The 25,575-nt window shown below is 64.9% G+C and carries 22 protein-coding genes; 13 read left to right on the forward strand and 9 right to left on the reverse strand.

Annotated features, from left to right (window positions below; genetic code table 11):
* Nucleotides 1–144: 144 nt before the first annotated feature.
* The 3 genes from DID96_RS29565 (at nt 145) to DID96_RS29575 (ending at nt 1,298) form a co-directional block, all read left to right on the forward strand.
* Nucleotides 145–444 (forward strand): hypothetical protein, encoded by a 300-nt coding sequence (locus tag DID96_RS29565; RefSeq protein WP_124602775.1) that lies wholly within the window; start codon nt 145–147, stop codon nt 442–444.
* A 183-nt stretch (nt 445–627) separates the two neighbouring features.
* Nucleotides 628–870, forward strand: coding sequence for an AbrB/MazE/SpoVT family DNA-binding domain-containing protein (locus DID96_RS29570; protein ID WP_124602776.1), 243 nt, complete (start codon nt 628–630; stop codon nt 868–870).
* Nucleotides 867–1,298, forward strand: coding sequence for a PIN domain-containing protein (locus DID96_RS29575; RefSeq protein WP_124602777.1), 432 nt, complete (start codon nt 867–869; stop codon nt 1,296–1,298). The genes DID96_RS29570 and DID96_RS29575 overlap by 4 nt, the downstream gene beginning before the upstream one ends.
* 148 nt (nt 1,299–1,446) lie before the next feature.
* Here DID96_RS29575 and DID96_RS29580 read toward each other — a convergent pair whose 3' ends face one another.
* The 7 genes from DID96_RS29580 to DID96_RS29610 form a co-directional block, all read right to left on the reverse strand.
* The gene (locus DID96_RS29580; protein ID WP_124602778.1) at nt 1,447–2,403 is read right to left on the reverse strand and encodes a D-2-hydroxyacid dehydrogenase; all 957 of its coding nucleotides are present in this window, start codon (nt 2,401–2,403) and stop codon (nt 1,447–1,449) included.
* Between the two features lie 40 nt (nt 2,404–2,443).
* Nucleotides 2,444–4,420 (reverse strand): transketolase, encoded by a 1,977-nt coding sequence (gene tkt / locus DID96_RS29585; protein WP_124602819.1) that lies wholly within the window; start codon nt 4,418–4,420, stop codon nt 2,444–2,446.
* Nucleotides 4,421–4,535: 115 nt separating this feature from the next.
* Nucleotides 4,536–6,395 carry a TRAP transporter large permease subunit gene (locus DID96_RS29590; RefSeq protein ID WP_124602779.1) on the reverse strand — a complete coding sequence of 620 codons (1,860 nt, stop codon included), beginning with the start codon at nt 6,393–6,395 and terminating at the stop codon, nt 4,536–4,538.
* 5 nt (nt 6,396–6,400) lie between these two features.
* A complete protein-coding gene (locus tag DID96_RS29595; protein WP_124602780.1) occupies nt 6,401–7,444 on the reverse strand; it encodes a TRAP transporter substrate-binding protein in 1,044 nt (347 codons plus the stop codon).
* Nucleotides 7,445–7,593: 149 nt separating this feature from the next.
* Nucleotides 7,594–8,358, reverse strand: a complete 765-nt coding sequence (locus DID96_RS29600) for an SDR family NAD(P)-dependent oxidoreductase (protein ID WP_124602781.1) — start codon at nt 8,356–8,358, stop codon at nt 7,594–7,596.
* 59 nt (nt 8,359–8,417) lie between these two features.
* Nucleotides 8,418–9,416, reverse strand: coding sequence for a transketolase family protein (locus DID96_RS29605; protein ID WP_124602782.1), 999 nt, complete (start codon nt 9,414–9,416; stop codon nt 8,418–8,420).
* On the reverse strand, nt 9,413–10,258 hold the full coding sequence (locus DID96_RS29610; protein WP_124602783.1) for a transketolase: 846 nt from the start codon (nt 10,256–10,258) through the stop codon (nt 9,413–9,415). Before DID96_RS29610 ends, DID96_RS29605 begins: the two co-directional genes overlap by 4 nt.
* A 203-nt stretch (nt 10,259–10,461) precedes the next feature.
* On the opposite strand from DID96_RS29610, the gene gcvA reads away from it, so the two are divergent.
* From gcvA to DID96_RS29640, 6 genes are all read left to right on the forward strand, one after another.
* Nucleotides 10,462–11,358, forward strand: coding sequence for a transcriptional regulator GcvA (gcvA, locus tag DID96_RS29615; RefSeq protein WP_185732402.1), 897 nt, complete (start codon nt 10,462–10,464; stop codon nt 11,356–11,358).
* A gap of 318 nt (nt 11,359–11,676) precedes the next feature.
* Nucleotides 11,677–12,552 carry a putative selenate ABC transporter substrate-binding protein gene (locus tag DID96_RS29620; protein WP_124602785.1) on the forward strand — a complete coding sequence of 292 codons (876 nt, stop codon included), beginning with the start codon at nt 11,677–11,679 and terminating at the stop codon, nt 12,550–12,552.
* The gene (locus tag DID96_RS29625; protein ID WP_124602786.1) at nt 12,549–13,373 is read left to right on the forward strand and encodes a phosphonate ABC transporter ATP-binding protein; all 825 of its coding nucleotides are present in this window, start codon (nt 12,549–12,551) and stop codon (nt 13,371–13,373) included. The genes DID96_RS29620 and DID96_RS29625 overlap by 4 nt, the downstream gene beginning before the upstream one ends.
* Nucleotides 13,370–14,191 carry an ABC transporter permease gene (locus DID96_RS29630; RefSeq protein WP_124602787.1) on the forward strand — a complete coding sequence of 274 codons (822 nt, stop codon included), beginning with the start codon at nt 13,370–13,372 and terminating at the stop codon, nt 14,189–14,191. The genes DID96_RS29625 and DID96_RS29630 overlap by 4 nt, the downstream gene beginning before the upstream one ends.
* A gap of 3 nt (nt 14,192–14,194) precedes the next feature.
* On the forward strand, nt 14,195–15,022 hold the full coding sequence (gene phnE / locus DID96_RS29635) for a phosphonate ABC transporter, permease protein PhnE (RefSeq protein WP_221624623.1): 828 nt from the start codon (nt 14,195–14,197) through the stop codon (nt 15,020–15,022).
* A 169-nt stretch (nt 15,023–15,191) separates the two neighbouring features.
* On the forward strand, nt 15,192–15,470 hold the full coding sequence (locus tag DID96_RS29640) for a hypothetical protein (RefSeq protein WP_124602788.1): 279 nt from the start codon (nt 15,192–15,194) through the stop codon (nt 15,468–15,470).
* A gap of 93 nt (nt 15,471–15,563) precedes the next feature.
* On the opposite strand, the gene DID96_RS29645 is transcribed toward DID96_RS29640, so the two are convergent.
* A complete protein-coding gene (locus DID96_RS29645) occupies nt 15,564–18,074 on the reverse strand; it encodes an AsmA family protein (protein WP_124602789.1) in 2,511 nt (836 codons plus the stop codon).
* A gap of 534 nt (nt 18,075–18,608) precedes the next feature.
* Between DID96_RS29645 and benC the strand changes: the two genes are divergently transcribed.
* Nucleotides 18,609–21,398, forward strand: coding sequence for a benzoate 1,2-dioxygenase electron transfer component BenC (gene benC / locus DID96_RS29650; protein WP_124602790.1), 2,790 nt, complete (start codon nt 18,609–18,611; stop codon nt 21,396–21,398).
* 25 nt (nt 21,399–21,423) lie between these two features.
* Here the strand turns inward: benC and DID96_RS29655 are convergent, their stop codons facing one another.
* The gene (locus DID96_RS29655) at nt 21,424–22,356 is read right to left on the reverse strand and encodes a helix-turn-helix domain-containing protein (RefSeq protein WP_124602791.1); all 933 of its coding nucleotides are present in this window, start codon (nt 22,354–22,356) and stop codon (nt 21,424–21,426) included.
* A gap of 124 nt (nt 22,357–22,480) precedes the next feature.
* Here DID96_RS29655 and DID96_RS29660 point away from each other — a divergent pair, with 124 nt between their 5' ends.
* Genes DID96_RS29660 through DID96_RS29670 form a run of 3 tightly spaced genes read left to right on the forward strand, consistent with a single transcriptional unit; the run spans nt 22,481 to nt 25,426 of the window.
* Nucleotides 22,481–23,326: an SDR family NAD(P)-dependent oxidoreductase gene (locus DID96_RS29660; RefSeq protein ID WP_124602792.1), complete on the forward strand. Its 846-nt coding sequence runs from the start codon at nt 22,481–22,483 to the stop codon at nt 23,324–23,326.
* Nucleotides 23,327–23,339: 13 nt separating this feature from the next.
* On the forward strand, nt 23,340–25,082 hold the full coding sequence (locus DID96_RS29665; RefSeq protein WP_260464045.1) for an FAD-dependent oxidoreductase: 1,743 nt from the start codon (nt 23,340–23,342) through the stop codon (nt 25,080–25,082).
* Entirely contained in the window at nt 25,079–25,426 is a 348-nt protein-coding gene (locus DID96_RS29670) for an NIPSNAP family protein (protein ID WP_124602794.1), read from the forward strand. The genes DID96_RS29665 and DID96_RS29670 overlap by 4 nt, the downstream gene beginning before the upstream one ends.
* Nucleotides 25,427–25,575 lie beyond the last annotated feature (149 nt).

The raw sequence follows: 25,575 nt of genomic DNA on the forward strand, positions 1-25,575 counted from the left end.
GCCATGCCAGCCACACCAGCACCGCGCACCTGCGCGAGCGCACCGAGCAGTTCGTCGGCGAGCACAATCAGGTCGCCCGCCCCTTCAAATGGAGTTTCCGGGGCTATCCGCTGCAAGGCGATGCTTCGTAATCGAGAGACGCAGATGCCAGCTTTACCCGCCAAACACCACGCCGCTGAACTGCAGCGTCAACTGCGCAGCCTGCTCGGCCATGAGCAGATCGTCACACAAGCCTACGGGCGTCACTTGCTGATCAAACGTCTGGACGACGATGAGTCAACTGTCGTGGCGCGGCTAACCGAACTCGGCCGCAATCGATATGGCGCCGCCTTTCGCAGCCACAGTGGGCGTTGGGAGCCGCTGCCGGGCATGGGTTCACTCGACGAAATGGCCGATGTGATCGTCACGCTCCTGCAGCCATATTTACAGCCCGATAATTATTAAACTTATTTGAGGGATGTTGTACTAGGCGCTGAGTTCGTCTCGGCCGGATTGTGCTATTCGTACGCTTGCGAGCGACGTGCCGGCTGGTCGCCTCCGGGGTGATCAACGGAACCGCCATCGGACTTGAAAAACATCGGGATGGATATACAATGTGACTTACGTGTATCCAATGGAGGGGTGATCATGCAAGTCGCAAAATGGGGCAACAGCCTTGCCGTCCGGCTGCCCGCGAGCGTCGTCGATGCACTCGGTTTGAAGGAGGGCGACGACATCGAGATCTATGCCGACCAATCCGGCGCATTCTCGATCAGCAAAAAGCCGACAGTCGATGAGCGGATCGAGCGGCTGCGCAAGTACCGCGGTCGACTGCCTGCCGACTTCAAGTTTGATCGGGAATCGCTCAGCGAAAGGGGAAACGCTGAATGACCGTTGAGGCACCGACTCGATTTGCCGTCGACAGCAACGTCATTGCCTATCTGTTCTCCGGCGACGCCGCGAAGGCTGACAGGGCCGAGGCGCTGGTGGTGCAGGGGACTCCGAAGCCCGTCATCAGCACGCAGGTCATGAACGAGGTCACGCTCGTCATGAGCCGTAAGATGGGCCTGTCGTGGCCGGAGATCAACGTCCTCCTGGGTGATCTGGAGGCGTTTTGCGAGATCGTGCCACTGACGCTCGAAGTCCACAAGGAAGCACGCATTGTCGCCGCACACTACGGATTCCGGTTCTACGATTCGTGCATCATCGCCTTCGCGTTGCTTGAAGATTGCGAAGTTCTCTACAGCGAAGACATGCAACACGGCCAAGTGATCTTTGACCGGCTGACCGTAGTCAATCCGTTCCGATCACCCAGTTGAACGCTGTGTCATTCATCGTCGGGCGTCGCTTCGCGGAAGCAATGGAGCGGCTCGAACGGCTCCGCGACGGCAAGTCATACGATCGACCGACCGTGCGGCGCCGCGTACCTGGATCGAATACCCGCCAACGCGCGCGGTCGATCTCACGTCACACCACGACATTCACCGGTGTACCGTTCACGAAGCTCTCGATGTTGCGCATCAACTGATCGGCAAGCGACTGTTGCGCCTCGTCCGACGCCCACGCGACATGTGGCGTCACGATCACGTTCGGCCGTTGCGCGATCCGCATCAGCGGATTGTCGTCACCGGGCGGCTCGGTCGACAGCACATCGAAGCCAATGCCGCCAATCAGCCCTTCATCGAGTGCGTTCACGAGCGCGGCTTCATCGACCAGTCCGCCTCGCGCCGTATTGATGATGAGTGGCTTGCGCTTCATCTTGCGAAACTCGGGCATCGCGAGCATGCCGCGCGTTTGCGGCGTGAGCGGACTGTGGATCGTGATGACATCGCTGGTTTCGAGTAGCTCGTCCCACGGCGTGTAGAGCGGACCGAGCCCCTCGCGGCCCTTGTGTGCGGCGAAAAGCGCGCGCATGCCGAACGCTTTCGCAATCTCCGCCACGCGCTGACCGAGCACGCCTTCGCCGATGATGCCGAGCGTCATGCCGCCCAGGTCGTGTATCGCGTGATTGAAGAAGCAGAACTGGCCGGATTTCTGCCATTCGCCATTCAGCACGTCGTCGCGATACGCGATCAAGTTGCGCCGCAACGCGAGCATCAACGCGAACGTATGCTCGGGCACGGTGTTCACCGCGTATCCGCGAATATTCGAAACCCGGATGCCGTGCCGTTCGCACGCGGCCTTGTCGAGGCAATCGGTGCCCGTCGCGGCGACGGCAACGAGTTTCAGCGCAGGCAGTTGCGCGATCACGTCTGCCGTCAACGGCACCTTGTTGGTGATCGCGATGGTCGCGCCGTCCAGACGCGCGGCGACCTGGTCGGCTTGCGTATGGTCGTACTCGACGAGTTCGTGTTCGAATGCCGGGCGCGCGAGCTTGACTTGCGGTGCAAGCGTCGCCCGGTCGAGAAAGACGATCTTCTGCATGTCGATTCCTGTTGAGCGGAAGGAAATGAGTCGGGGCGGTTCAGAGACGGCGTTTCGCTTCGGCGACGATATGCGCGGGCGTGATGCCGAAGTGTTCATACAGCGCTTCCGCGGGGCCCGATGCACCGAACCCCGTCATGCCGACAAACCCGCCGCGCTCGCCGAGGTAGCGATCCCAGCCGAACCGCACCGCGGCTTCGACACCGATGCGCACCGTGTCCGCGCCGAGCACGGCGTGACGATAGGCGCCGTCCTGCTCGTCAAACAATTCCCAGCACGGCAGCGAGACGACGGCTGTCGGAATGCCGTCCTGTTGCAGACGTTCGCGCGCCGCAACCGCCAGCGCCACTTCCGAGCCCGTCGCCAGCAATGTGACGAGACGCCTGCCGCCTTCGGCTTCCGCAAGCACATAGCCGCCGCGCGCACACAGATTGTCGGTGACGTGGCGCGTGCGCACGAGCGGCAGCGTCTGACGCGCGAACACCATCGTGCTGGGTCCGCTGCGATGTTCGTAGGCAAGCGCCCAGCATTCGGCCGCCTCGACAGCGTCGGCGGGCCGGAAGACGCGCATGTTCGGCATCGCGCGCAACGAAGCAAGGATTTCCACCGGCTGATGCGTCGGCCCATTCCTGCCGACGCCGATCGAATCGTGGCTGAACACGAACTTCACGGGGAGCCCCATCAGTGCGGCCATGCGCATCGCGGGCCGCTCGTAGTCGGAAAAGGCGAGGTAGGTGACGGCAAGCGGGATCACGCCACCGTGGGCGGCCATGCCGTTTGCCATCGCGCCCATCACGTGCTCGCGCACGCCGCAATGCACGTACGCGCCGCCGCGATCCTCGGCGGTGAACGCCTGCAGGCTGCGCTTGTGGCTCGTCGGCGCCTCGAGGTCCGCGCAACCGACCATGCGTTCCGGCAACTGAGCAAGCAGGTCGTTGATCTCTGCGGAAATCATGATGCCTGCCTGGCCTTCGCCGCGGTCGATAGCCTGTTTTCGATAGTCGTCGAGCACGCGTTGCCATCCGTCGGGCAATCGACCTGCCTGAATGCGCTCGAATTCGGCACGCGCATCGCCGGGCAATGCGGCGAGCCGTTCGTGCCACGCGAGATATTCGGCCTCGCTGCGCCGGCCGGCTGCGCGCCAGCTTTCGAGCACGTCGCGCGGAATGTCGAACGGCGCATGCGGCCAGCCGAGTTCGTTGCGTGCGGCATCGGCGTCGGTTTCGAACAGCTTGCCGCTGTGTCCGCCGCGTTGCCCCTGCAGCCGCGCGATGCCGCGCGCAATGACCGTGCGGCACGCGAGCAGCGACGGGCGTGGATCGCGCCTGGCTTCGGCGAGCGCCGTCGCGACGGCTTCGATGTCATGCCCGTCGACTTCGATTACGTGCCAGCCCGCGATGCGAAACCGCTCGCTCACGTCCTCGCTGATCGACAGCGACGTGCTGCCGTCATCGGTGATGCGATTGTCATCCCAGCAGAGAATCAGCTTGCCGAGCTTCAGGTGCCCGGCGAGCGAAATCATCTCCTGGCCGACGCCTTCTTGCAGACAGCCGTCGCCGACAAACGCATACGTGTGATGATTCACGATGCCGTCGCCGAATCTGGCGTTCAGGTAGGCCTCGGCGACGGCCATGCCGAATGCGTTTGCAATACCCTGTCCAAGCGGGCCGGTCGTGACTTCGATGCCCGCGGCCGGATCGAATTCGGGATGCCCCTCGCAATGCGAGCCCATCTCGCGGAAGGTCCTGATCTGATCGATGCCGAATTGCGCGTAACCCGTCAGATGCAGCAGGGCATACAGGAGCATCGAGCCGTGCCCGTTGGACAGCACGAAACGGTCGCGGTCGGGCCATTGCGGGTCGGCGGGATTGAACTTCAGATGCTGCGTGAACAGCGCCGTCGCGATTTCGGCCATGCCGAGCGGCACGCCCTGATGGCCTTCGCCGGCGCGCACGATGGCATCGATGGCAAGAAACCGGATCGCGTTGGCGAGCGGTCGCGTTTCGCGCAACGGCATGATTGCGGACATGACTTCTCCTTGCCGCGTCGCCTGTCAGGCGGCGGCTATCGCATGAGCAAGAGTGGAAAGAGGGAAGCGTGCTGCGTCCGTTTTCCGGATGCAGCACAATGCGTCAGTGCAGGAACCCGATCGAGATCCACGGCACGGCGGCGACGACGATCAGGCCGATCACGAGCGCTACGATATAGCCGACGATCGGCTTCATGCCTTCGTCCGGATGGATGCGGCTGACCGCGCAGGCCGAGTAGTAGCCGACGCCGAACGGCGGCGCGAAGAGGCCCACGCCCATCGACAGGATCACGACCATCGCGTAGTGGACGTCGTGAATGCCCATCTGCCGCGCGATCGGGAACATCAGCGGGCCGAACAGGACAATCGCGGGAATGCCTTCGAGCACGCTGCCGAGCACGACGAAGACGAGGATCGACGCCGCCATGAACATCATCGCGCCACCAGGCAGGGCCGCCATCGATTGCGCGAGCTGCCCGGAGAAGCCGGACTGCGTGAGCGCCCATGCCATGCTCGTGGCTGCGCCGATGATCAGCAGGATCGCACCGGACAATGCGGCGGTGTCGATCAGCATCGGCTTCAGGCGCGCCCACTCGAAGCGCCGGTAGATCAGCAGGCCAGCGAGCACGGCATACGCGATGCCGATCGTCGACACTTCCGTCGCCGTCGCGACGCCTTCGACGACAGCAAGCCGAATCACGAACGGCAACGCCAGTGCGGGCAGCGCGACGACCAGCTTGCGCAGGATCTCGCCGCGTGTCGCACGGCGCACGCCCGACAGGTCGTCGCCGCGATAGCGCCACCAGACGACGGTGCACAGCGTGATCCCGAGCACGATGCCCGGCAGCATGCCGCCCGTGAAGAGCGCCGAGATCGACACGCCCGTCACCGAGCCAAGCGTGATCAGCACGAGACTAGGCGGAATCGTCTCTGTCTGTGCGCCGGTGGCCGCGAGCAGCGCGACCAGGTCGCCGGGCTTCGCGCCGCGTGCCTTCATCTCCGGGAACAGCACGGGCGCGACGGCGGCCATGTCGGCGGCCTTCGAGCCGGAGATGCCCGACACCAGGTACATCGCGCCGACCAGCACGTACGACAGACCGCCGCGCACGTGGCCGAGCAGGCTCGCGAGGAAGGCGATCATCGCGTTGGCCATCCCCGTCATCTCGATCAGTTGCCCGAGAAACACGAAGAGCGGCACCGACAGCAGGATCAGGTGCGACATGCCTTCGTCCATCCGGCCGACCACCACGCTGAGCGGCGTGCTCGTCGTGAGCGCCAGATAGCCGAAGGTCGCGAGCCCGAACGAGAACGCGATCGGCACGCCGGACAGCACGCACAGCGCAACGAGGCCGACGAAGAAGATCAGCAGGTTCAGGTTGCCGAGATCCTGCAGCAACGGGCTCACGGCCACGAAGCCACCGCCGATCGCCGTCACCAGCGCGAGCGCTGCGAGCGTCATCTGCCAGTTGGCCGTGCGGATCAGCCGCAGGCACGCGACGGCGAGCATCAAGATCGAGCCGACCGGCAGTGCCGCGGCGCGCCACGTGTTCGAGATGTCGAGCGCGGGCGTCGTGATGATGCCTTCGTCCTGCGCGAACTCGACGGCCGGGCCGATCACCAGCACGAGGAACGCGACCGGCGCGGCGATCGCGACCACGTCGAGAAATGCGCGAGCGGAGGGCGAAGCCTTGCCGACCAGCGCCGTCATCCGCATATGCTCGCCGCGCCGCAATGCAACTGCCGCGCCGAGCATCGCAAGCCACAAGAACAGCATCGACGCGAGTTCGTCGGACCAGACGAGCGGCGTATGCAGCAGGTAGCGGCTCGTGACGCCCGCCAGCAGCACGACGATCTCGGCAACCACCAGCAGCGCGGCCGGAATTTCGACGAGGTGCCCGAGCACGGTGTCGATCGCGTCGACGATGCGGCGCGGCGACGGGTGAGGGAAAGTAATCGTATGCATGGTGTTCATACCAGTTTGCCGACGTACTTTTCGAGCAGGTTCCAGCCCTGGTCACCGTACTTCGCTTTCCAGTCGCCATAGAAGCTCGTCTTGCGCAACGCGTCGCGGAACGCCTGGCGGTCTACGTCGACGACGTTGATGCCCTTGGCCTTCAGGTCGTTGCGCAAGGTGCCGTTCAGCTTCGCGATGTCCGCGCGCTGCAGCATCCCGGCCGCTTCGAATTCGCGGGTGACGATCGCGCGCATGTCGGCAGGCAGCTTTTCCCACGCGCGGCGATTGCCGAGAATCCAGTAGCCGTCCCACACATGCGACGTGAGGCTGATCGATTTCTGCACTTCGTAGAGCTTGGCCGTCGCGATGATCGGCAGCGCGTTTTCCTGTCCCTCGACGACACCCGTTTGCAACGCCGAATACAGCTCGTTGAAGTTGATCGGGGCAGGGCCGGCATCGAGCGCCTTGAACAGCGACGTGAGCATCGGCGCCTGCGGCACGCGGATCTTGAAGCCCTTCAGGTCTTCCGGCTTGCGGATCACGCGCGTCGACGAACTGACCTGGCGGAAGCCGTTGTCCCACGGGCGCGACACGGTGACGATGCCGGTCTTCTCGATCTGCGCGCGGACGTAGGCGCCGAGATCGCCGTCCATTGCTTTCCAGACGGTGTCGTAGTCGGGGAACGCGAAGCCCGTGTTGACGATGCCGGCGGCGGGCGCGAGCGTCGCGAGCACCGACGACGCCTGGTTGAAGAACTCGACGCCGCCGCTTCGCACTTGCGACAGCAGGTCGGTATCCGAGCCGAGCTGGTTCGCGGGGAAGACCTTGATGTCGAGCTTGCCGCCCGTCGCCGCGCGAATCTTGTCGCAGGCCTGTTGCGCGCGGATGTTGACCGGGTGCGTCGGGTCCTGGCCCGTCGCGAGCTTGTACGAGAATTCGGCGGCCGCCGCACTGCGAATCGACAGGCCCCAGAGCGGCGCCGCCGCGGCGACGGTCGCACCTGCTTTCAGGAAGGCGCGTCGGTCGATGCCGCTGCGGGTGGTCGAGCGATTGCTCATGATGTGCTCCTCCAATACGGATTTGTGATGTATCGGTTCGTTTTACCCGGACAACACGCTCTCTGGCGCGTTTGCCTTCGCCCGGCGACTGCCTGTCGCGCGCGGCCGGCCGGACCCCGGCCGCGTGTCTTGTGTATGTCAGCCGTGAATCATCCGTGAATCAGCATGCCGCCATTCACGTCGATGACGGCGCCCGTGATGTACGACGAGATCGGCGACGCGAGAAACAGGAATGCGCCCGCAACGTCGTCGGGCACGCCGAGACGGTTCAGCGGAATGCCGGCGAGGATCTCGTCGCGCTTGTCGTCGCTGATCTTGCCGGCGTTGATGTCGGTCTGGATCAGGCCGGGCGTCACGCAGTTCACGCGAATGCCGTCGGCGCCGAGTTCGCGCGCCATCGCTTTCGCGAGGCCGAGCACGCCCGCCTTCGCCGCCGAGTAATGCGGGCCACCGAGAATGCCGCCGCCGCGCTGCGCGGAGACCGACGACATGCAGCCGATCGATCCGCTCTTCTGCTTCTTCATCTGCGGCACGACGGCCTGCGACAGATACAGCACGCCGCGCAGGTTCACGTCGAGGACGCGATCCCAGCTCTCGGAATCGATGTCGAGCAGTTTCACGGCTTGCGTGATACCCGCGTTGTTGATCAGCACGTCGATCGAGCCGAAATCGGCGACGATCTGCTCGACGGCGGCCTGGCAAGCCTGCCGGTCGGTCACGTTGCACGCGTAGCCGCGATGCTCGGCGCCGATCGACGCGGCCGCATCGCGTGCCGCCGATGCGTCGAGATCGAGGATCGCGATCTTCGCGCCGTGCTTCGCGAACATGCGCGCGGTGGCCATGCCGATGCCGCGCGGCGATGCCGCGCCGGAAATGACGGCGACCTTGCCGTCGAGAAGACGAAACTCTGACATGATGCGGTTCTCCTGATATTGCGTTCGGTATGGGTTGTCGTGATCGCGGGTTGCACGGTTCAGCCGAGCCAGCCCTTGATGGTGTCGCTCATCGTTTCCGTCGAGATGCCGTAGCGGTCGTGCAGCGTCGGCAGTGCGCCCGCGTCGAGGAATGCGTCGGGCAGCGCGATCTGCCGGAACGGCGGCGTGACGCCGGCGCCGAGCAACGCGCGCGCGACCGCTTCGCCGAGGCCGCCGATCACCGTATGGTTCTCGGCAACGATCACCATGCGGCCCGTGCGCTTCGCTTCGCGCAGGATGGTTGCGGTATCGAGTGGCTTGATGGTCGGCACATGCAGCACGCCGACGCCGATGTTGTCTTCCTCCAGCGCCTTCGCGACTTCCAGCGAGCGCATCGTCATGATCCCGGACGAGATCAGCAGCACATCGTTGCCGTCGCGCAGCAGCTTCGCCTTGCCGAGCTCGAACCGGTAGTCGTACTCGTCGAGCACGGCGGGCACGTTGCCGCGCAACAGGCGCGCGTACACGGGGCCCTTGTGCGCGGCGATCGCTGGCACCATCTGCTCGATGTCGAGCGCATCGCACGGATCGATCACCGTCATGTTCGGCATCGCGCGCATCAGCGCGAGGTCTTCGGCGGCCTGGTGGCTCGGGCCGTAGCCGGTCGTGAGACCCGGCAGCGCGCAGACGATCTTCACGTCGAGGTTGTCTTCCGCGATGGTCTGATGGATGAAGTCGTAGGCGCGGCGCGTCGCGAACACGGCGTAGGTCGTGACGAACGGCTGCGCGCCTTCGTGCGCGAAACCGGCCGCCGCGCCCATCAGCAACTGTTCGGCCATGCCCATCTGGTAGTAACGCTCGGGAAACGCCTTCGCGAAGATGTGCAGGTCGGTGTACTTGCCGAGGTCGGCCGTCATGCCGATCACGTTCGTCTTCACGCGCGCCAGTTGCGACAGCGCATGACCGAACGGCGCCGCGCGCGTGATCTGGCCTTCGCCCGCGATCGACGCGATCATCGCGGAGGTTTTCAGGCGCGGCTTCTTCGCGACGGTGCTCATGCTTGCCTCCCGGCGTCGAGCGCGTCGAGCGCGAGCTGCCACTCGTGCGCGTCGACGCGGATGAAATGGTTCTTCTCGCGTGCTTCGAGGAACGGCACGCCGCAGCCCATCTTCGTATCGCAGACGATGATGCGGGGCTGCGCCCCCGTGTGCTGGCGGGCGTTGTCGAACGCGCGCGCGACGGCTTCGATGTCGTTGCCGTTCACGCGTTGCGTGTACCAGCCGAACGCTTCGAGTTTGTCGACGAGCGGCTCGAACGCCATGATCTGCGTCGACGGACCGTCGGCCTGCTGGTTGTTCACGTCGACGATCGCGATCAGGTTGTCGAGCTTCCAGTGCGCGGCCGACATGAGGCCTTCCCAGATCGCGCCTTCATCGAGTTCGCCGTCGGAGAAGAGCGTGTAGACGAACGCGTCCGAGCCCTTGCGCTTGAGGCCGAGACAGCGGCCGACGGCGATCGTCAGGCCCTGGCCGAGCGAGCCGCCGGACATTTCCATGCCGGGCGTGTAGCTCGCCATGCCGGACATCGGCAGGCGGCTGTCGTCGCTGCCATAGGTTTCGAGTTCGTCGGCGGGCAGGATGCCGGCTTCGAACAGCGCGGCGTACAGCGCGATCGCGTAGTGACCGTTCGACAGCAGGAAGCGGTCGCGTCCTTCCCATTCGGGATCGTCGGGGCGGTAGCGCATCGCGCCGAAGTAGGCGACGGACAGCACGTCCGCGATGTCGAGCGCCTGGCCGATATAGCCTTGGCCCTGTACTTCGCCCATCAGCAGCGCATTGCGGCGGATGCGGTAGGCGTGTGCCGCGAGTTGGGCGGTGCGCCCGGCTTCGCTCGTATTCACGCGTGTCTCCTTCTTGCGGCGTCCGGCCTGTTGACGGCCGGACGCCCGGTGATTCGTGGCGGGATGTTTCGTCCTGCTCGCAGATTCGGGTAATCCCTTGCTTCAGGTGTGCTGCGAGTGAGGAAAAGCGTATCTGCTTGAATCGATGGGCTCAAACGAATTAAAGTGGCTCATCGCTGAATTCAATTCATGTGAGCGCTGCAATGCACAATCGGGTCACACTCAAGTCGATACAGGCGTTCGAGGCCGCGGCGCGGCTTTCGTCGTTCGCGCTCGCAGCAGACGAACTGTTCGTGACACCCTCCGCGATCAGCCATCAGATCAAGCTGCTGGAGGACCAGTTGAGCGTGCGGCTCTTTCATCGCGTGCATCGCGCGGTGGTCCTCACCGACACGGGGCGGCAATATGCGGAGGAAATCGGCGCGGCGTTCGCGCGCATCGACAAGGCGACGCGCGACATCGGGCGCGTCGAGAAGAGCGACATCCTGACCGTGCATGCGACGCCGAGCATCGCAACGCAATGGCTGATGCCGCGGCTCGCCCGTTTCAGTGCGTTGCATCCGGATATCGACGTGCGCCTCAATGCGTCGTCGGCGCCGGTCGACCTGATCAAGGAATCCGTCGATATCGATATCCGCTACGGCGCGCGCCGACTGCAGCCGGCCGGCACGATGGTGCTGGACCTGCCGCTCGAAACGATCGTGCCGCTATGCTCGCCACGACTCGTGAATGGCGAGCATCCGATCCGCACGGTCGCGGATTTGCGGCATCACGCGCTGATCCACAGCGAAGGCTGCCTCGTGGGATGGCGGGACTGGATGCGGCTGCATCGCAAGGTCGTGCTCGATATCACGCGCGGGCCGCGTTTCGATCGTTCGTTCATGGCAATCAGCGCAGCGGTGGACGGGATGGGCGTGTGCCTGGAAAGCCTGCTGCTCGTGCAGCGCGAACTGGAGATGGGCACGCTGGTGGCACCGTTAGGGTTGGAGGGATTGAGAGTGAATGGCTACACGCTCAATCTGCTGAAGTCGCGCGCAGATTTGCCGAAGCTGAGGTGCTTCCAGGACTGGCTGTTTGCGGAGCTGGAAGGGCACGAGTAGGCCTACCCGCGATTTTGGTGCGCTTTACCGGCGTTGCCCGATCTGGCTGCGAAGGTCAGACGCGGCAAGAAATTTCGCGCGTGCGCCTGCCCCACATCGGCGGCGCGCAGAAGCGATTAAACTTGTCGCCGGAGCCCTTCGATCGGCATAACCGGGAACCTCTGCCGTGGACCAGCCAGACAGCGCTAGAATCCGCTTCTCTGACCACGCCGGCGTATGCAGAGCCGACCGGTGCCATGCCAGCGCGATCCGCCAGGCGCGTCGTAGCGCGGTTATCGATTCCACCTTTCGTACTTCCAACATCCGACACGTCCAGACATGTTCCCGATCTCCATCCCGCGTTTCCTGAAGCGCTTCGCCGCGATCGCCCTGCTGGGTCTTGCCTGTCTCCCGTCGGTGCGGGCGGAGCAAGGCGTACTGAGGGTCTCCGCCATCCCCGACGAGGCGCCGACCGAGCTGCAGCGCAAGTTCGCGCCGCTCGGCAAGTATCTGGAAAAGGAAACCGGGATGAAGGTGGAGTTCGTGCCCGTCACGGACTACGCAGCGGTCGTCGAGTCGCTGGCGACCGGCAAGATCGATATGGCCTGGTTGGGCGGCTTCACCTATATCCAGAGCAAGATCCGGACGAACGGCGCCACCATTCCGATCGTCCAGCGGCAGGAAGACGCGACGTTTACCAGCAAGTTCATCACCGCCGACCCGAAGATCAAATTGCTCCCGGATCTCAAGGGCCACACGTTCGTGTTCGGTGCGCCGTCCTCGACGTCCGGTCACCTGATGCCGCGCTACTTCCTGCTGCAGGCCGGCATCGATCCGGACAAGGACTTCAAGACCGTCGCCTTTTCGGGCGCGCACGACGCGACGGCCGCCTTCGTCCAGTCCGGCCGGGCCGACGCCGGCGTGCTCAACGCGTCGGTGTGGGACAAGCTGGTCGAGCAACACAAGATCGACCCCGACAAGGTCCGGGTGTTTGCGGTCACCCCGCCATACTACGACTACAACTGGACCGTGCGCGGCGGGCTCGATCCGGCGTTGCGCAAGACGTTGACCGACGCGTTCCTCCGCCTCGACCCGCGCAATCCGGAACAGCGGGAAATCATGTCATTGCAGCGCACGGTCAAATATATCCCCACCAAGGCGGAGAACTATGCCGGCATCGAGGCTGCGGCGCGCACCGCAGGCCTGATCAAGTGAGCTTCCTGCTCGACGCCGCCAGCGTCAGCTACCCGAACGGGCAGCGCGCACTCAGCCAGATTGCGTTGTCCGCGGACAGCGGCGAACGCATCGCGCTGATCGGTCCGTCGGGCGCCGGCAAGACTTCGATGCTGCGCCTGCTGGCGACGTCGCTGCGTCCGACCGAGGGTCGCGTCGAGGTGCTCGGGCTCAGCCCGTGGGCCTTGTCCGCCGCGCGCCTGCGGCGGCTGCGCTGCCGCATCGGCATGGTGCACCAGGCGCCGCCGATGCCGCCGCGCCAGCGTGTCGTGACCGCCGTCCTGGCCGGGCGCCTCGGCGTATGGCCTGCGTGGAAGTCCGTGCTTTCGTTGATCTACCCGGCGGATATCACCGGCGCCGGCGAGCAGCTCGCTCGCCTCGAGCTGGCCGACCGCCTGTTCGAGCGCTGCGACCAGCTGTCTGGCGGCCAGCTGCAGCGCGTGGGCATCGCGCGCGTGCTGTACCAGAGCCCGGAGCTGATTCTGGCCGACGAGCCCGTCTCGGCGATGGATCCCGCGCTGGCCAACCTTGCGCTGGGCGAACTGTGCCGGCAAGCCGGCACGCGCTCCGTGACGATGATCGCCAGCCTGCACGCGGTGGATCTCGCATTGCGCTGGTTTCCCCGCATCGTCGGCCTGAAGGCCGGCGAGGTTGCCTTCGATCTGCCGGCCGAGCGCGTCACCGACGCGCTGCTGCGCGAGCTCTACGCGTCCGAAAGCGAGCTGCCGCCGGTGCAGGGCAAGGACGACTTTCCCTTGGCGGCGGTGGGCAGGGCCCCGGCCAATCGGGCCGCCTGCCGATGATCGTCCACCCTCGCGACCCGCACGCGCTTCGGCGGGCCAGCGGCCTGCTCGTGGCACTGCTCGTGCTGTGGCCGCTGCTGACGCTGTCCCGGTTCAGCCCGTCGACCCTGTTCGAGGCCGGCAACCTGAAAGTCATCGGCGGCTTTCTGCGCACGTTCTTGCCGCCGGAGGTGTCGGCGGAGTTTCTCGGCTACATCGCGAAGGCGACGCTTGAGACGCTTGCGATTGCCACCGCCGGCATCACCCTCGCGTTTGTCATTGCCGCGCCGCTGGCGGTGGCGATGACCGGCAGCCTCTCGATTTCGCGCATCGGTCCGGGCCCGGGGCACCGGCCACGTGCGGCATTGCGCGTCGGCGTGCGCGGCCTCGTGCTCCTGCTGCGCGGCGTCCCGGAGCTGGTGTGGGCGCTGGTCTTCGTGCGCGCGCTGGGCCTCGGCGCGACGGCGGGCGTGTTGGCGCTCGCGGTCACCTACGGCGGCATGCTGGCGAAGGTCTACGCCGAGATTCTCGAATCCAGCGACAAGCGCGCGGTGGACGCATTGCTCGGCGGCGGCAGCGGACGCCTCGCGGCGCTGGCCTACGGGCTGCTGCCGAACGCGGCGCAGGAGCTGGTCTCGTATACGGTCTATCGCTGGGAGTGCGCGATCCGCGCGTCAGTGGTCATGGGCTTCGTCGGCGCCGGCGGGCTCGGCCAGCTGATGGACCAGGCGATGAAGATGCTCGATGGCGGCGAGACCGCGACGATTCTGCTGGTCTTCCTGTTGCTGGTCCTGCTGGCGGACACGCTCAGCGCCCGGCTGCGCAAGCTGATGGCCTGAACCATGACGAACAAGGCCAAAGCCGTCCAGATCTGCATGAGCTGCGTGCTCACGATGATCGCCATCGCGATTGCGATCTCGCTCAGCTTTGCCTATCTGTCGCTCGATCTCGGTCAACTCGTTTCCCGCGACGCGGCCCGCCAGATGCTGCGCTTCCTGCTGTCGTTCTTCCCGCCCGAGCTGTCGGCCGGGTTCCTCGCCAGGACGGCCGGCAGCATGCTCGAAACCTTCGCGGTCTCCGCCATCGGCACGCTCTGCGCGGCGGTGCTGGCCTTCGTGCTGGCGCTGCCGGCTTCCGGCATGTACGGCGCTGCGCTGCGCGCGGTGTCGCGTTTCCTGCTGAACCTGTTGCGCTCGATTCCCGAGCTCGTGTGGGCGACCGTCACCGTGCTCGCTGCCGGTCTCGGGCCGTTCGCCGGCACGCTTGCGCTGGCGCTGCACACCGCCGGCGTGCTGGGCCGCCTGTTCGCGGAATCGCTGGAGAATGCGCCGCCCGCGCCCGCGCGCGCCCTGGCGGAAGCCGGGACCTCCTCGGCGCTGGCCTTTGTGTACGGGACGTTGCCTTGCGTGCGGGAGCAGTTCGTCGCCTACATCATGTATCGCTGGGAAACGAACATCCGCATGGCGGCAATCCTGGGCTTCGTCGGCGCCGGCGGACTCGGGCAAATGCTGTACTACGAACTCTCCCTTTTCCGTCTGCCCGAGGCATGCACGGTCGTCTTCGCGATGCTCGTGCTGGCCGCCTGCGTCGATACCGCCAGCGCGATCGTGCGCCGCGGGAGGTGTGAAAGCAGGCAAACCCGTATCGCGCAAACCGGCAAGTATTCCTAGGATAAGTAAACTGCGGGCACACATGCCGCGGCGATCGCCATCGATACGGGGTGTCGGTGACGCGTGGAACCCGGGTGCCAAGGTTTGGCAGCGGTCGCGGCGCTTGAGTCAGGCGCGCAGCCGATCTCGATTGCCCGATGCGGGTTCGTCCATTTTCACGGGGGTGAGTATGGTGAACTGGTTCAGTCGTTGGGCGATGCGGCACGCCCCGACGCCGGAGAAAACCGCGGCGTCAATGCTGGTGACTGCACGCATGGAGTTGTTCGCCGCCGAGCAGCGCGTCATCGATGCAAAATTACAAGCCGACTACTGGCGCACGCGCGTTGCGTTCCTCGAGGAAGTGCAGCAGCAGGGAATCGATCCGTGGGTACACCCGCTGCCGTCGCAACGGCCTGAAGCCGAGTCTATTTCCTGTAGCACGGGCCCGCGTCTCGCCGCCAGCACTTGACATCTGCACACGGCGTGATCGCTCGCGGCAAGCACGGGTGTCTGAGCAGTATGTGGCGAAGACCCGGAGGAGGCCGGCGTCGAGGCGGCAACATCACCGGTCGGGAGAGGCGGCCCCGTTCGCTCGCCCCGCATGCTCGCGTCCTGCACTCGCGGGCGCGGAAGCCGCTGAAGCAGCCGACGGCGCGCTCATGTATGCCGGTGCCGCCTTCGTTTTCTCGCGTATTCCCGGCGGTGGCGCCGTCGGGCGCCGCGCCATGTCGGTCAGCATCTGCTGGCACGGCAACGGCCGATTGCGGCCTGGCTGCAGCAGCGCGAGCAGACTGGCGAGCGGATTCAGCAAGCCCAGCCCAACCGCCGCGCCACCACGCGCGATCAGTGCCTCGGCCTTCACCCCGACGTGCGGCTGCTTGAATGTTCCGGTGACAACCAGCGGCGAGCGCAGCGATATCACCCTGAACCCCTTGGTATGCGGATGAACCGTCAGATTCATGGTCTCGTCTCGCAGGTCCACGTTACCGTCCATGCCGATCACCGCATCGTCGGTGTCAAGCGCAAATACGCGCGAGTCGAGCACGCCATTGGTGGCGACGAAGTCGGCCACCCCGCAGTTGATCTTCACGTCACGCGTGCCGAACAACTTCTCGTACACCACGTTTGCTACATTCAGCCCGGCGGCTTCCATCAGCAAGAGGCTCACCGTGCCGTCGGTGACCAACGTCTTCACCTCGCCGTTGGAAGTCGCGGCGAGTGCCGCCGGCGAGTTGCCGGTGGCCGATAGCGCCGCATTGCCATTGACCTCGCCGAGCGCTGTCTGCATCACCGCGAATGTCGGGAACAACTGCTTGAGTTTCAGATGTCGCGCCTGCAATGAGAACCGCCCCTTGAGCGGCTCGCCGCTGCCGTCCAGGTGGATGTTCGCGGCGAGCGTACCGCCCGCGACGCCGAAGTTCAGCGGGTCGAGCGTCAGCACACCGTCCTGCATGATGACGTGGGTCGACAGGTCGGTAATCGGCAGGCTCGCGGTCTTGACGATGCGCCGTCCGGTGAACCGGACGTCCGCGTCGATCTTCTTCCAGCGCGCCGTGCGGAACGCCTCGACCGGCAGCGCTTTGTTCGCGGGCTGCGCTGCGGCGGCGCCCCGCCGGGTTTTGCTCGCATTCGTGTCGGCGCCGATGAGCGGCGCAAGATCGGAGAACTGCAGCAGCTTCGACTCCAGCGTGCCCGACAAGAGCGGCCTCGGTTCGCGCGAGACGTATGTCAGCGAGCCGTTGACATCGCTGCCACCGACGCGTCCCGTGAAATCCTCGTACTTGAAGACATTGCCGGACGCACGGAATTGCCCGATCAGCCGGCCGTCGGTCGCATAGGGCGGCGTCTCGGGTAGCGTGATGCCGGTGACCTCATACAGATGGGCCGCGCTGGTGCCCGCGATCCACAGACGCAGATCGACCGCTGCCAGGTGCGCCGGATCGGTGAGTGTGCCGACGAGCGCCAGCCGGGTGTCGCCAAAGCGCAGATCGGCCTGAATCGGGAACGGGCGTTGCGCGTCCTGCACCGCCAGCACACTGCCGATCTTTCCGTTGCCGTCCACACGGCCCTTCCTGTAGGTTCCCTTGACGGTCAAGCCGATCGTATAGGCGCCGACGCCTGCGGATACTGTGGGCGGCTGCACACTTGCCACACCAGACGCGGAGCCTGCTGACGCGCTCGTTGTCGCCGAGGCCGGTACGCCCGGTGCGGCTGGCGCGGGCGCGTTCGACGAAGCCGCTGCGCCTGATGCCGTCGAAGCCGTCGAGGCCGTTGCAGCACCGGATCTCTTCGTCGGCGCATGCGAAGCCGCAGCCAACGCCTGCGAAGCCGCGGCCGATGCGCGGGATGCCGCCTCGGCACCGGAGGCAGGCACACCCGATCGCGCCGAACCTCGATGGGCCTGGGCCGCGAGCTTCTTTTGGCCCGCCTGGCCGACGGCCTGGGCCGATTCGTGACGCGCCAGCGCCTGCTGCTGTCTTACGGCATCGCCGAACGGGATCGGCTGGCCGAGCGTGTCGATCACGGCACTCAGATCGAATTGTTTTTGTTGGTCGTAGTAGCCGAGATTGCCTTGTGCGAACGCGATATCGTGCAAGTCGAGGGTCCATTGGCCCGGATGCCCGAACCGCTTGAGCTTGAACGTCCAGTTGGCGCGCCCGTCCTTGAGGCGTTCGAGATCGACCGATGGATTGACCAGATCGACTGCCGGAATCACGATGTGGTGTGCGATCAGCGGCAGCGCCTCGATTTCGAAGCTGATTGCATCCAGCGTGACGAAATACTTCGTGCGCGCCCAGTCCGGGTTGGCGATCGTGACATCGTGTGCGCTAAATCGCGGCCACGGCACCCAGGCCCGCCAACCCTGCTCGCTCACGGGCCGGCGCCACCCGATACGTAGATCGCCGTTGATGGTGAACTGTCGTCCGATCGCGTCCGACACCTTGTCATCGACCCAAGGCCGCGCGCGGTTCCAGTCGAACGTCGCAATGAAGACGACCAGCGCCGCAATTGCCAGGGCGACGATAACGGAAAGCCACGCGGCCGTCTTGCCGACGGTGTGGCCGATGCGCATTGTTCACTCCCAGGTTGCGCTTGATGGAAACGATGAAGCAATTCGCGCTCCCGCATGCTCGTCACATGAATGCGAAAGGCCCACGCACCGTCGCGGTTGCCTGGCGGCATGCGGGGCGGCGCCAGTGCAAGGGGCTTTGCAAATGGGGGGCCGTCTCGACATACGAATGCGTTCGGCATCCTGACAAAGCGGGGCGGAACGCGTCAGCGCATCGTGGTCGTTCAGAAAAATTACAACGCAATTGGCAAATAGGCCAGCGAGCCCTCCCCGCGATTCTCGCCACCCTGCAGACATCACGTTGTAGATTCTGCGCCGGTATCGAGATGCCTACGGTCATCGGGCGTTCGTCACCATGCACGTTTTGTCCGGGATAACGTCGTCTCTGTCCATTGAGGGGAACGCGGCTCAGGCTCTAAATTGGCGTCATTAAACCCACCGGGCGCTTGCGAGTAACAACGTTATCTCGCGCGCCGCCCGCCCGGGCATGCCGTCAGCGCAACGGTATGCCCGGGCGGCTTTAGAGGAGACACCGCCATGGCCCATCAGATAACCCTCCGTTTTGAGGACGGAGTGACCCGCTTCATCGAGTGCGAGGAGGGCGAGCGCGTCACCGATGCCGCCATTCGCGCCAAGCTCAATATTCCACTCGATTGCCGTGATGGTGTGTGTGGCACCTGCAAGGCGGTCTGCGAGTCCGGCGAGTATGTGCTGGGCGACTGCGTGGAAGATGCGCTTAGCCCGGAGGAGGCGAGCGCCCGCAAGGTGCTCACCTGCCAGATGAGCCCACGTTCGGACTGCGTGATCCAGATCGCAACGAACTCCGATGTCTCGGGTACCGGCCCGTGCTCCCACAGGGGACGGATCGTCGCCTGCCAACGCGCGTCCGACAGCACGATCGCCTTCTCGGTCGAGCTCGAGAACCGCGCAGATCTCGGCTTCCTTCCTGGGCAGTATGTCAACATCCGGGTGCCCGGCACCGATCAGACACGCTCCTACTCCTTCAGCTCGGGGCCGTCCGAGCCGCATTTGTCCTTCCTTGTGCGCAACGTGCGTCAAGGGGTGATGTCGACCTGGCTCTGCGAAACCGCCAAAGCAGGGGACCTGATCGAGTTTCGCGGCCCGATGGGAAGCTTCTACCTGCGCCCCATTGAGCGGCCGGTGCTGTTTCTGGCAGGTGGCACGGGCCTCGCGCCGTTTCTCTCGATGCTGGACAAGATCGTCGAGGACGGCGGCAGCCCGTATCCGATCCATATGATCCTGGGCGTGAACAGTGACGAGGATCTCGTCGGCGTCGACCGGCTCGAGGTCTATGCGCAGCGCCTGTCGAACTTTACCTATGCCTGCACCGTCTCCAGCCCCGACAGTGCCCATCCCAACAAGGGCTATGTGACTCACCACATCAGCGCGTCGCAGCTCAACGGTGGCGATGCGGATGTCTACCTCTGCGGCCCGCCGCCGATGGTTGATGCGGTGCGCAATTTTCTGTCGTCCGAAGGGCTGACGCCGCGCAATTTCTATTATGAGAAGTTCGCCGGCACCGGCCTGGTGGTCCAGACTGGCGAGGAGCGCATTGCTCCTGTTGACGTCGATGAAGCGTTCGACCTGCGCATGGCTCTCGAACTGGGGGCGGCTCAGCTGACCATGGGCCGGCTGTCGAGCGAGCAATTGATCATCTTCCGCCAGCTCGCGGAGGCAACGGCGCAGTTCGTGTCCGGGCGGCGCTTTACTGACGTTCCGCGCTACATCGACGCAAACCACGCGTTCCACATGTTCACGATCGAAGCTTCGGGGAACGCCCAGCTGATCGCGCTCTACCGGCAACTGGCCGTGCAGGACTACATCGCGCGCGCGCTGACCGACCAGATCGAGATCGTCGGCGATATCGTCCAGCAGCACCGGGACATTGTCGCCGCCTTCGAGCTGGGCGACCTGAACGCGGCGCGGGATGTGATTGCGCTGCATGCGCGCCATTCCAAGGCCACGATGAGCCGGGCGCTGGAGCGTATGGCGATGGGCAAGACGGCACCCACGGCCGCGGCGCCTGTCTCTCTCCCGTCTGCCGTGCCGGAGAGTGCGCCACAGATCTGCCCGTTCACGGCCAGGACCCTTCCGGCCTATTCACACGAACTGGACTGGCCCGATGGGCTGGAGCCATTCAAGGTGGTCGATGACGGCTCGCAAGGCGACCCTTACGAGCACTACCGCTGGATGCGGGAGCACGCGCCGGTGCTGCGTTGCCAGTCGGCGACTTCGGACGTGTGGTTCCTCTCGCGCTACGACGATGTCTACCAGGCGATCCGTAATCCGAAGCTGTTTTCCTCCGAGGTCGTCAGCCCGCCACCGCTGACGTTCCTGACGCTGTTCGATGCGCCTGACCATTCGCGGTTACGCAAGGTCGTCCAGCCGTCCTTCCTGCCGCTGGCGCTCGATCCCTTTGTCGACCAGATCGCGCAACGGGCGGAGGATCTGCTTGACGCAATGATCGCGAAGGGCGGCGGTGATGTCGTCAACGATTTCGCCATTCCGCTCAGCATCTCGACCATCTCCGCGATGATCGATGTGCCGAACGAGGATGAGGAGAAGATGAAGTTCTGGTCGGACGAGACCTTTAGCTACTTCGGGCGTCTCGCCCGCAATGCGCCGGGGACCGGCACCGACGAGCAGAGTGCGCAGGCTTTCTTCGCTTACCTGAAGGAAGCGATGGAGCGGCTTGCGCTCACCGACAGCCAGTCGATTGGCGGGCATATCGCGCGCATGTGGAAGGACGGGTTGCTGTCGGAAAAGGAAGCGAAGGAGCTGTGCGCGTTCGTCTTCATCGCCGGGCACGACACGACGACCATCCTTGTCGCCAACGCGTTTCGCATGTTCGCCGAGCAGCCGACTCTGCTGGGACGTATCCGCGAAAACCCCGCCGACGCCGACCGATTCGTCGAGGAGGTGGCGCGCTATCGGGGTACCGTCCAGCGCGTAAGCCGCATCACCACTGAGCCGACCACCATCGCGGGTGTCGATCTGCCCAAGGGTGCGGTGGTGCGATTGCTGCTGTCGGCTGCGAACCGCGACAGCCGCAAGTTTGCCGAGGGCGAGACGTTCGACATCGACCGCGATTCCAGCGGCCATCTGGGTTTCGGCAACGGCATGCACAAATGCCTTGGCGCGCCGCTCGCCAAGCTGGAGACGCTGACTGCGGCGAAGGCACTGGCCCGCAAGATTGGCGATATCGCGCTCGATCCGGCAAGGCCGATCCAGTATGTGCGGGGCAACAACCTGACCAACTCCGGGCCGGAACACCTGTTCGTCAAGCTCCGCGGCTTGTCGGCCTGAACCGGATGACGGGGGCGAGGCTGGGTCAGCCCGCTCCCCCCTTTTCATGCGGCAAGGATCGGTCGTGGGCCGCAGAGCGGTATTCGGTCGGCCGGAGCCCCGTCTGTTTGCGGAAGAAGCGGCCGAAATAGGCCTCGTCCTGAAAGCCCAGCTCACTGGCGATCTGTTTCACGCTGAGCGTCGAATAGCCGAGCAGCCGCTTGGCCTCGTGAATCGAGCGTGCATCGATTGCCTCGATTGCCGAGACCCCGAAGGTGGCACGGCAGATGCGGGAGAGCTGGCCGGTGGTCACGCCCATCTCGTCGGCATAGCTGGCGACCGGCCGCCGCTCGCGGCAATGGCGGTCGAGCAGCGCGCGGAACCGCTCGATCCGCGCGGCCATCGTCCGTTGCTCGGAACTGGCCGAAAGCCGTGCGCTCTCGCTGAGGCGCCCGATCTTGACGAACAGGATGATCGTCAGGGCTGCGCCTGCGGTGAACTGCCAGCGCTCGTGGCTCTCCGCCTCGTGTCCGATCGACTGAAACAGGGTGTCCAACGATGTGCCGCGCTCGACGGCGGGATCGATCGACAGCACCGTAGGCGTGCGAATGAATTCCAGCAGCTCGGGCGCGGCCGTCATCGCCAGCGATTCCAGCGCGGACTGCGCGGCGGTGATGACGTGACCGTCGATGTCGCTGCGGAAGTGAAAGCCGTGGACCGAGCGCGCTGGCACGACGACCAGGCATGGCGCTTCGACTGCCCAGGTCTTGCCGTCGATGAAGGTCTTGCCGCCCCCGGCGGTGACGTAGAGCACCTGGATCAGCGCGTCGTGGACGTGCGGCTTGATGTCGAAGTCGAAACGGCCGGCACGCAGGGGAATGCGTTCGTAATGGACCATGTCGACCCAGGATGAGTCGGCTTCCGCACCATAGAGTGCGAAATGGAGAACGGTGCGGCGTTGCTGTTGATCATGGGCCATGATGCACGTTATGTCCTGCTGTATGTGATCTCTGTCCATTGTTCCATAGGCGCTTGAAGCGTTCAATGACGATACCAATTTCGCGACGCGTAATCGCACAGAAAATATTAGGAGCGTTAACTACATGGGACAGGAACTTGAAAATCGCACCGCGGCCTCGACCCCATACCGGCTGAACCTGGACGGAAAGGTCTGCGTGGTCACGGGGGCGGGCAGTGGCATTGGAGCCGGCATCGCGCGCGCGTTCGCCGATGTCGGCGCGCATGTGGCACTCGTGGATCGGAATCTTGCCGGCGCTGAAGCAGTCGCCGCCGAACTTCGGAAGGCCGGTGCGGTGGCACAGGCGATCGGCTGCGACGTGTCGGACGAAGCCTCGGTTGCCGCAGCTGCCGGCGAGGTTCGCGCAGCGCTCGGGCCGGCCAGCGTGCTCGTCAACAATGCAGGGCTTCTGCGCGCCGGACCGCTCGAGACGGTCTCGATCGAGGACTGGAACCAGGCCATCGCCGTGAACCTGACCGGCTATCTACTGTGTGCTCGAGCTTTCGGGCGCGACATGCTGGCGGCAGGCAAGGGCAGTATCGTCCACGTTGCGTCGATTGCGGCGCTCAGTCCGCAGACCAATAGCGGTTCCTATAGCCCGAGCAAGGCGGGCGTGCTGCTGCTCTCGCGGCAGTTGGCGGCGGAGTGGGGGCCACGCGGCGTGCGCAGCAACTGCGTGCTGCCCGGCATGATCCGCACCGCGCTGTCCGCGAAGTTCTACGAGGAGCCCGGCTTCGAGGCTCGCCGCGCCGCCGCCACCGCGAGCCGCCGCATCGGCGAGCCGGAGGACCTCGCCGGCCCGGCCCTGTTTCTCGCCTCTGACCTGGCTGCCTACGTCAATGGCGCGGAGGTGCTTGTCGACGGCGGGCTCGATTGCATGCTGATGGACATGGTCCCGCGCCCGGGCTTCAACGCCACCCAGGCTGCGTGAGTTCCATCACACCATAACGAAAAGGAGAGTGGATATGGCCAAGGAGATCACTTGCGATCTGGTCGTGGTCGGATCGGGTGCTGCGGGCCTCGCCACCGCAATCACGGCACGCAAGCGCGGCCTCGATGTCATCGTGCTGGAAAAGGAGCCCGTGTTCGGTGGTACCACCGCGCTGTCGGGCGGGGTCTTGTGGATTCCGCTGAGCAAATATGGCCGACAGCAGAACCCGGCGGACACGGTCGAGCGTGTGCGCGAATACATGATGAGCGAGACGGGCAACCACTACGATGCCGCCTCGGTTCAGTGCTTTATCGAGAACGGGCCGGGAATGGTCGAGTTCTTCGAGCGCGAGACCGAGATGAAGTTCGTGCCCACGCTCTATCCGGACTATCACCCGGATGCGCCCGGCGGCGTCGACATCGGCCGCTCGATCCTCGCCGCGCCCTATGACATTCGCGGGCTGGGCAAGGACATGCGCCGCCTCAAGCCGCCGCTCGAGACGATCACCTTCATGGGAATGATGTTCAATTCCTCGAATGCGGACCTCAAGCACTTCTTCCGTGCGACCAAGTCCATTGTTTCGTTCTTCTACGTGGCCCGGCGTCTGGCTACGCACGTCAAGGAGCTGGCGCTCTACCGGCGCGGGATCAACGTAACGAGCGGCAACGCGCTCGCCGCGAGGCTCGCGAAGTCGGCGCTGGCGATCGACATTCCGATCCTCACTTCGACGCCCGTCAAGGAACTGTTGAGCGAGAACGGCCAGGTGGTCGGTGTGCACGCGAGCGCAACGGAAGGTGACCTTCGGATAACCGCCCGGCACGGCGTCGTGCTGGCTTGTGGCGGCTTCCCGCACGATCTCGGGCGCATCGCGCAGGTCTATCCGCATGTGAAGCGTGGGGGCGAGCATCTGTCGCCCACGCCCGTCGGCAATACGGGCGACGGGCTGACCATGGCCGAGAAGGTGGGGGCTGCCGTGGACCTCGGCTTCCCCGATGCGTCGGCCTGGATGCCTGTCTCGAAGGTGCCCTTCGGCAACGGCCGCACAGGCGTATTCCCGCATCTGCTCGACCGCTATAAGCCCGGCGTGATCGGCGTACTGCGGAACGGCCAGCGCTTCACCAATGAATCGAACTCCTACCACGATGTTGGCGCGGCGCTGATCCGCGCCTGCGAGGGTGAGCGGGAGACGGCGATGTGGCTGATCTGCGACAAGGTGGCGCTGGGCAAGTATGGACTGGGCTATGCCAAGCCCGCACCGATGCCGGTGGGGCCGTTGCTACGCAAAGGCTACCTCGTCAAGGGCGAGACGATCGGCGAGCTGGCGCGCAATTGCGGGATTGCGCCTGATGCGCTCGAGATGACGGTCCGTGCCTACAACCTCGATGCCGAGCGCGGAGAAGACCCGGCGTTCCATCGCGGTCGCACATCGTTCAACCGTTATCTCGCCGATCCGGACAACAAGCCCAATCCATGCGTTGCGCCGATCGCGACCGGCCCCTTCTATGCGGTGAAGGTGGTGATGGGCGATCTGGGCACGTTCGACGGCCTCAGGACCAGCGTCACCGGCGAGGTGCTGCGGGCCGACGGCAGCCAGATCGACGGCCTTTACGCGGTCGGCAATGACCGGCGTAGCGTGATGGGCGGCAACTATCCGGGCGCCGGTATCACCCATGGGCCCAATATGACTTTCGGCTATGTCACAGGTAGCGCCATCGCTGCCAAAGCCAGGGCCTGCAAAGAGAAGGTATGCGCATGAGCACCCACCCGATGTATCTGGCAAAGCCCCTCGTCGATTTGCGGGTCTACACCATCGCGCTGCGCAAGATGCCCGAGTTTCTCGAGGTGTTTGACAGGCTCGCCATGCCAATCCTGCTCGATACGCTTGGACATCCGCTCGGCTTTTGGACAAGTCTGGTCGGGCCGCAGAACCAGTTCACCCACTTGTGGGGGTATGACGATCTGGCGGACTACGAACGACGATGCCTTGCGCGCGATACGCATCCGGATTTCCCGGCCTATCTGAAGGCATCGGGCCATCTGATCACGGCACAGGAGACACGACTCGTTCGTGCCGCCGCGCTGGATAGTGTCGCAGGGTAAGCCGAAGGCAAGGTTCTCGACGAACGGCGCCCGCGGCTACGGCGCCGCAATAAAACCATATCAATCTCTGGAGACATCGCAATGGAAATGCTCGATCGCACCGGCCCCGCCGGCGCGCTGCCCCCGTTCGTCCATCACGTGGCTGGAGG

It is taken from the genome of Burkholderia sp. Bp8963, assembly GCF_003854275.1.
Taxonomy (GTDB): domain Bacteria; phylum Pseudomonadota; class Gammaproteobacteria; order Burkholderiales; family Burkholderiaceae; genus Burkholderia.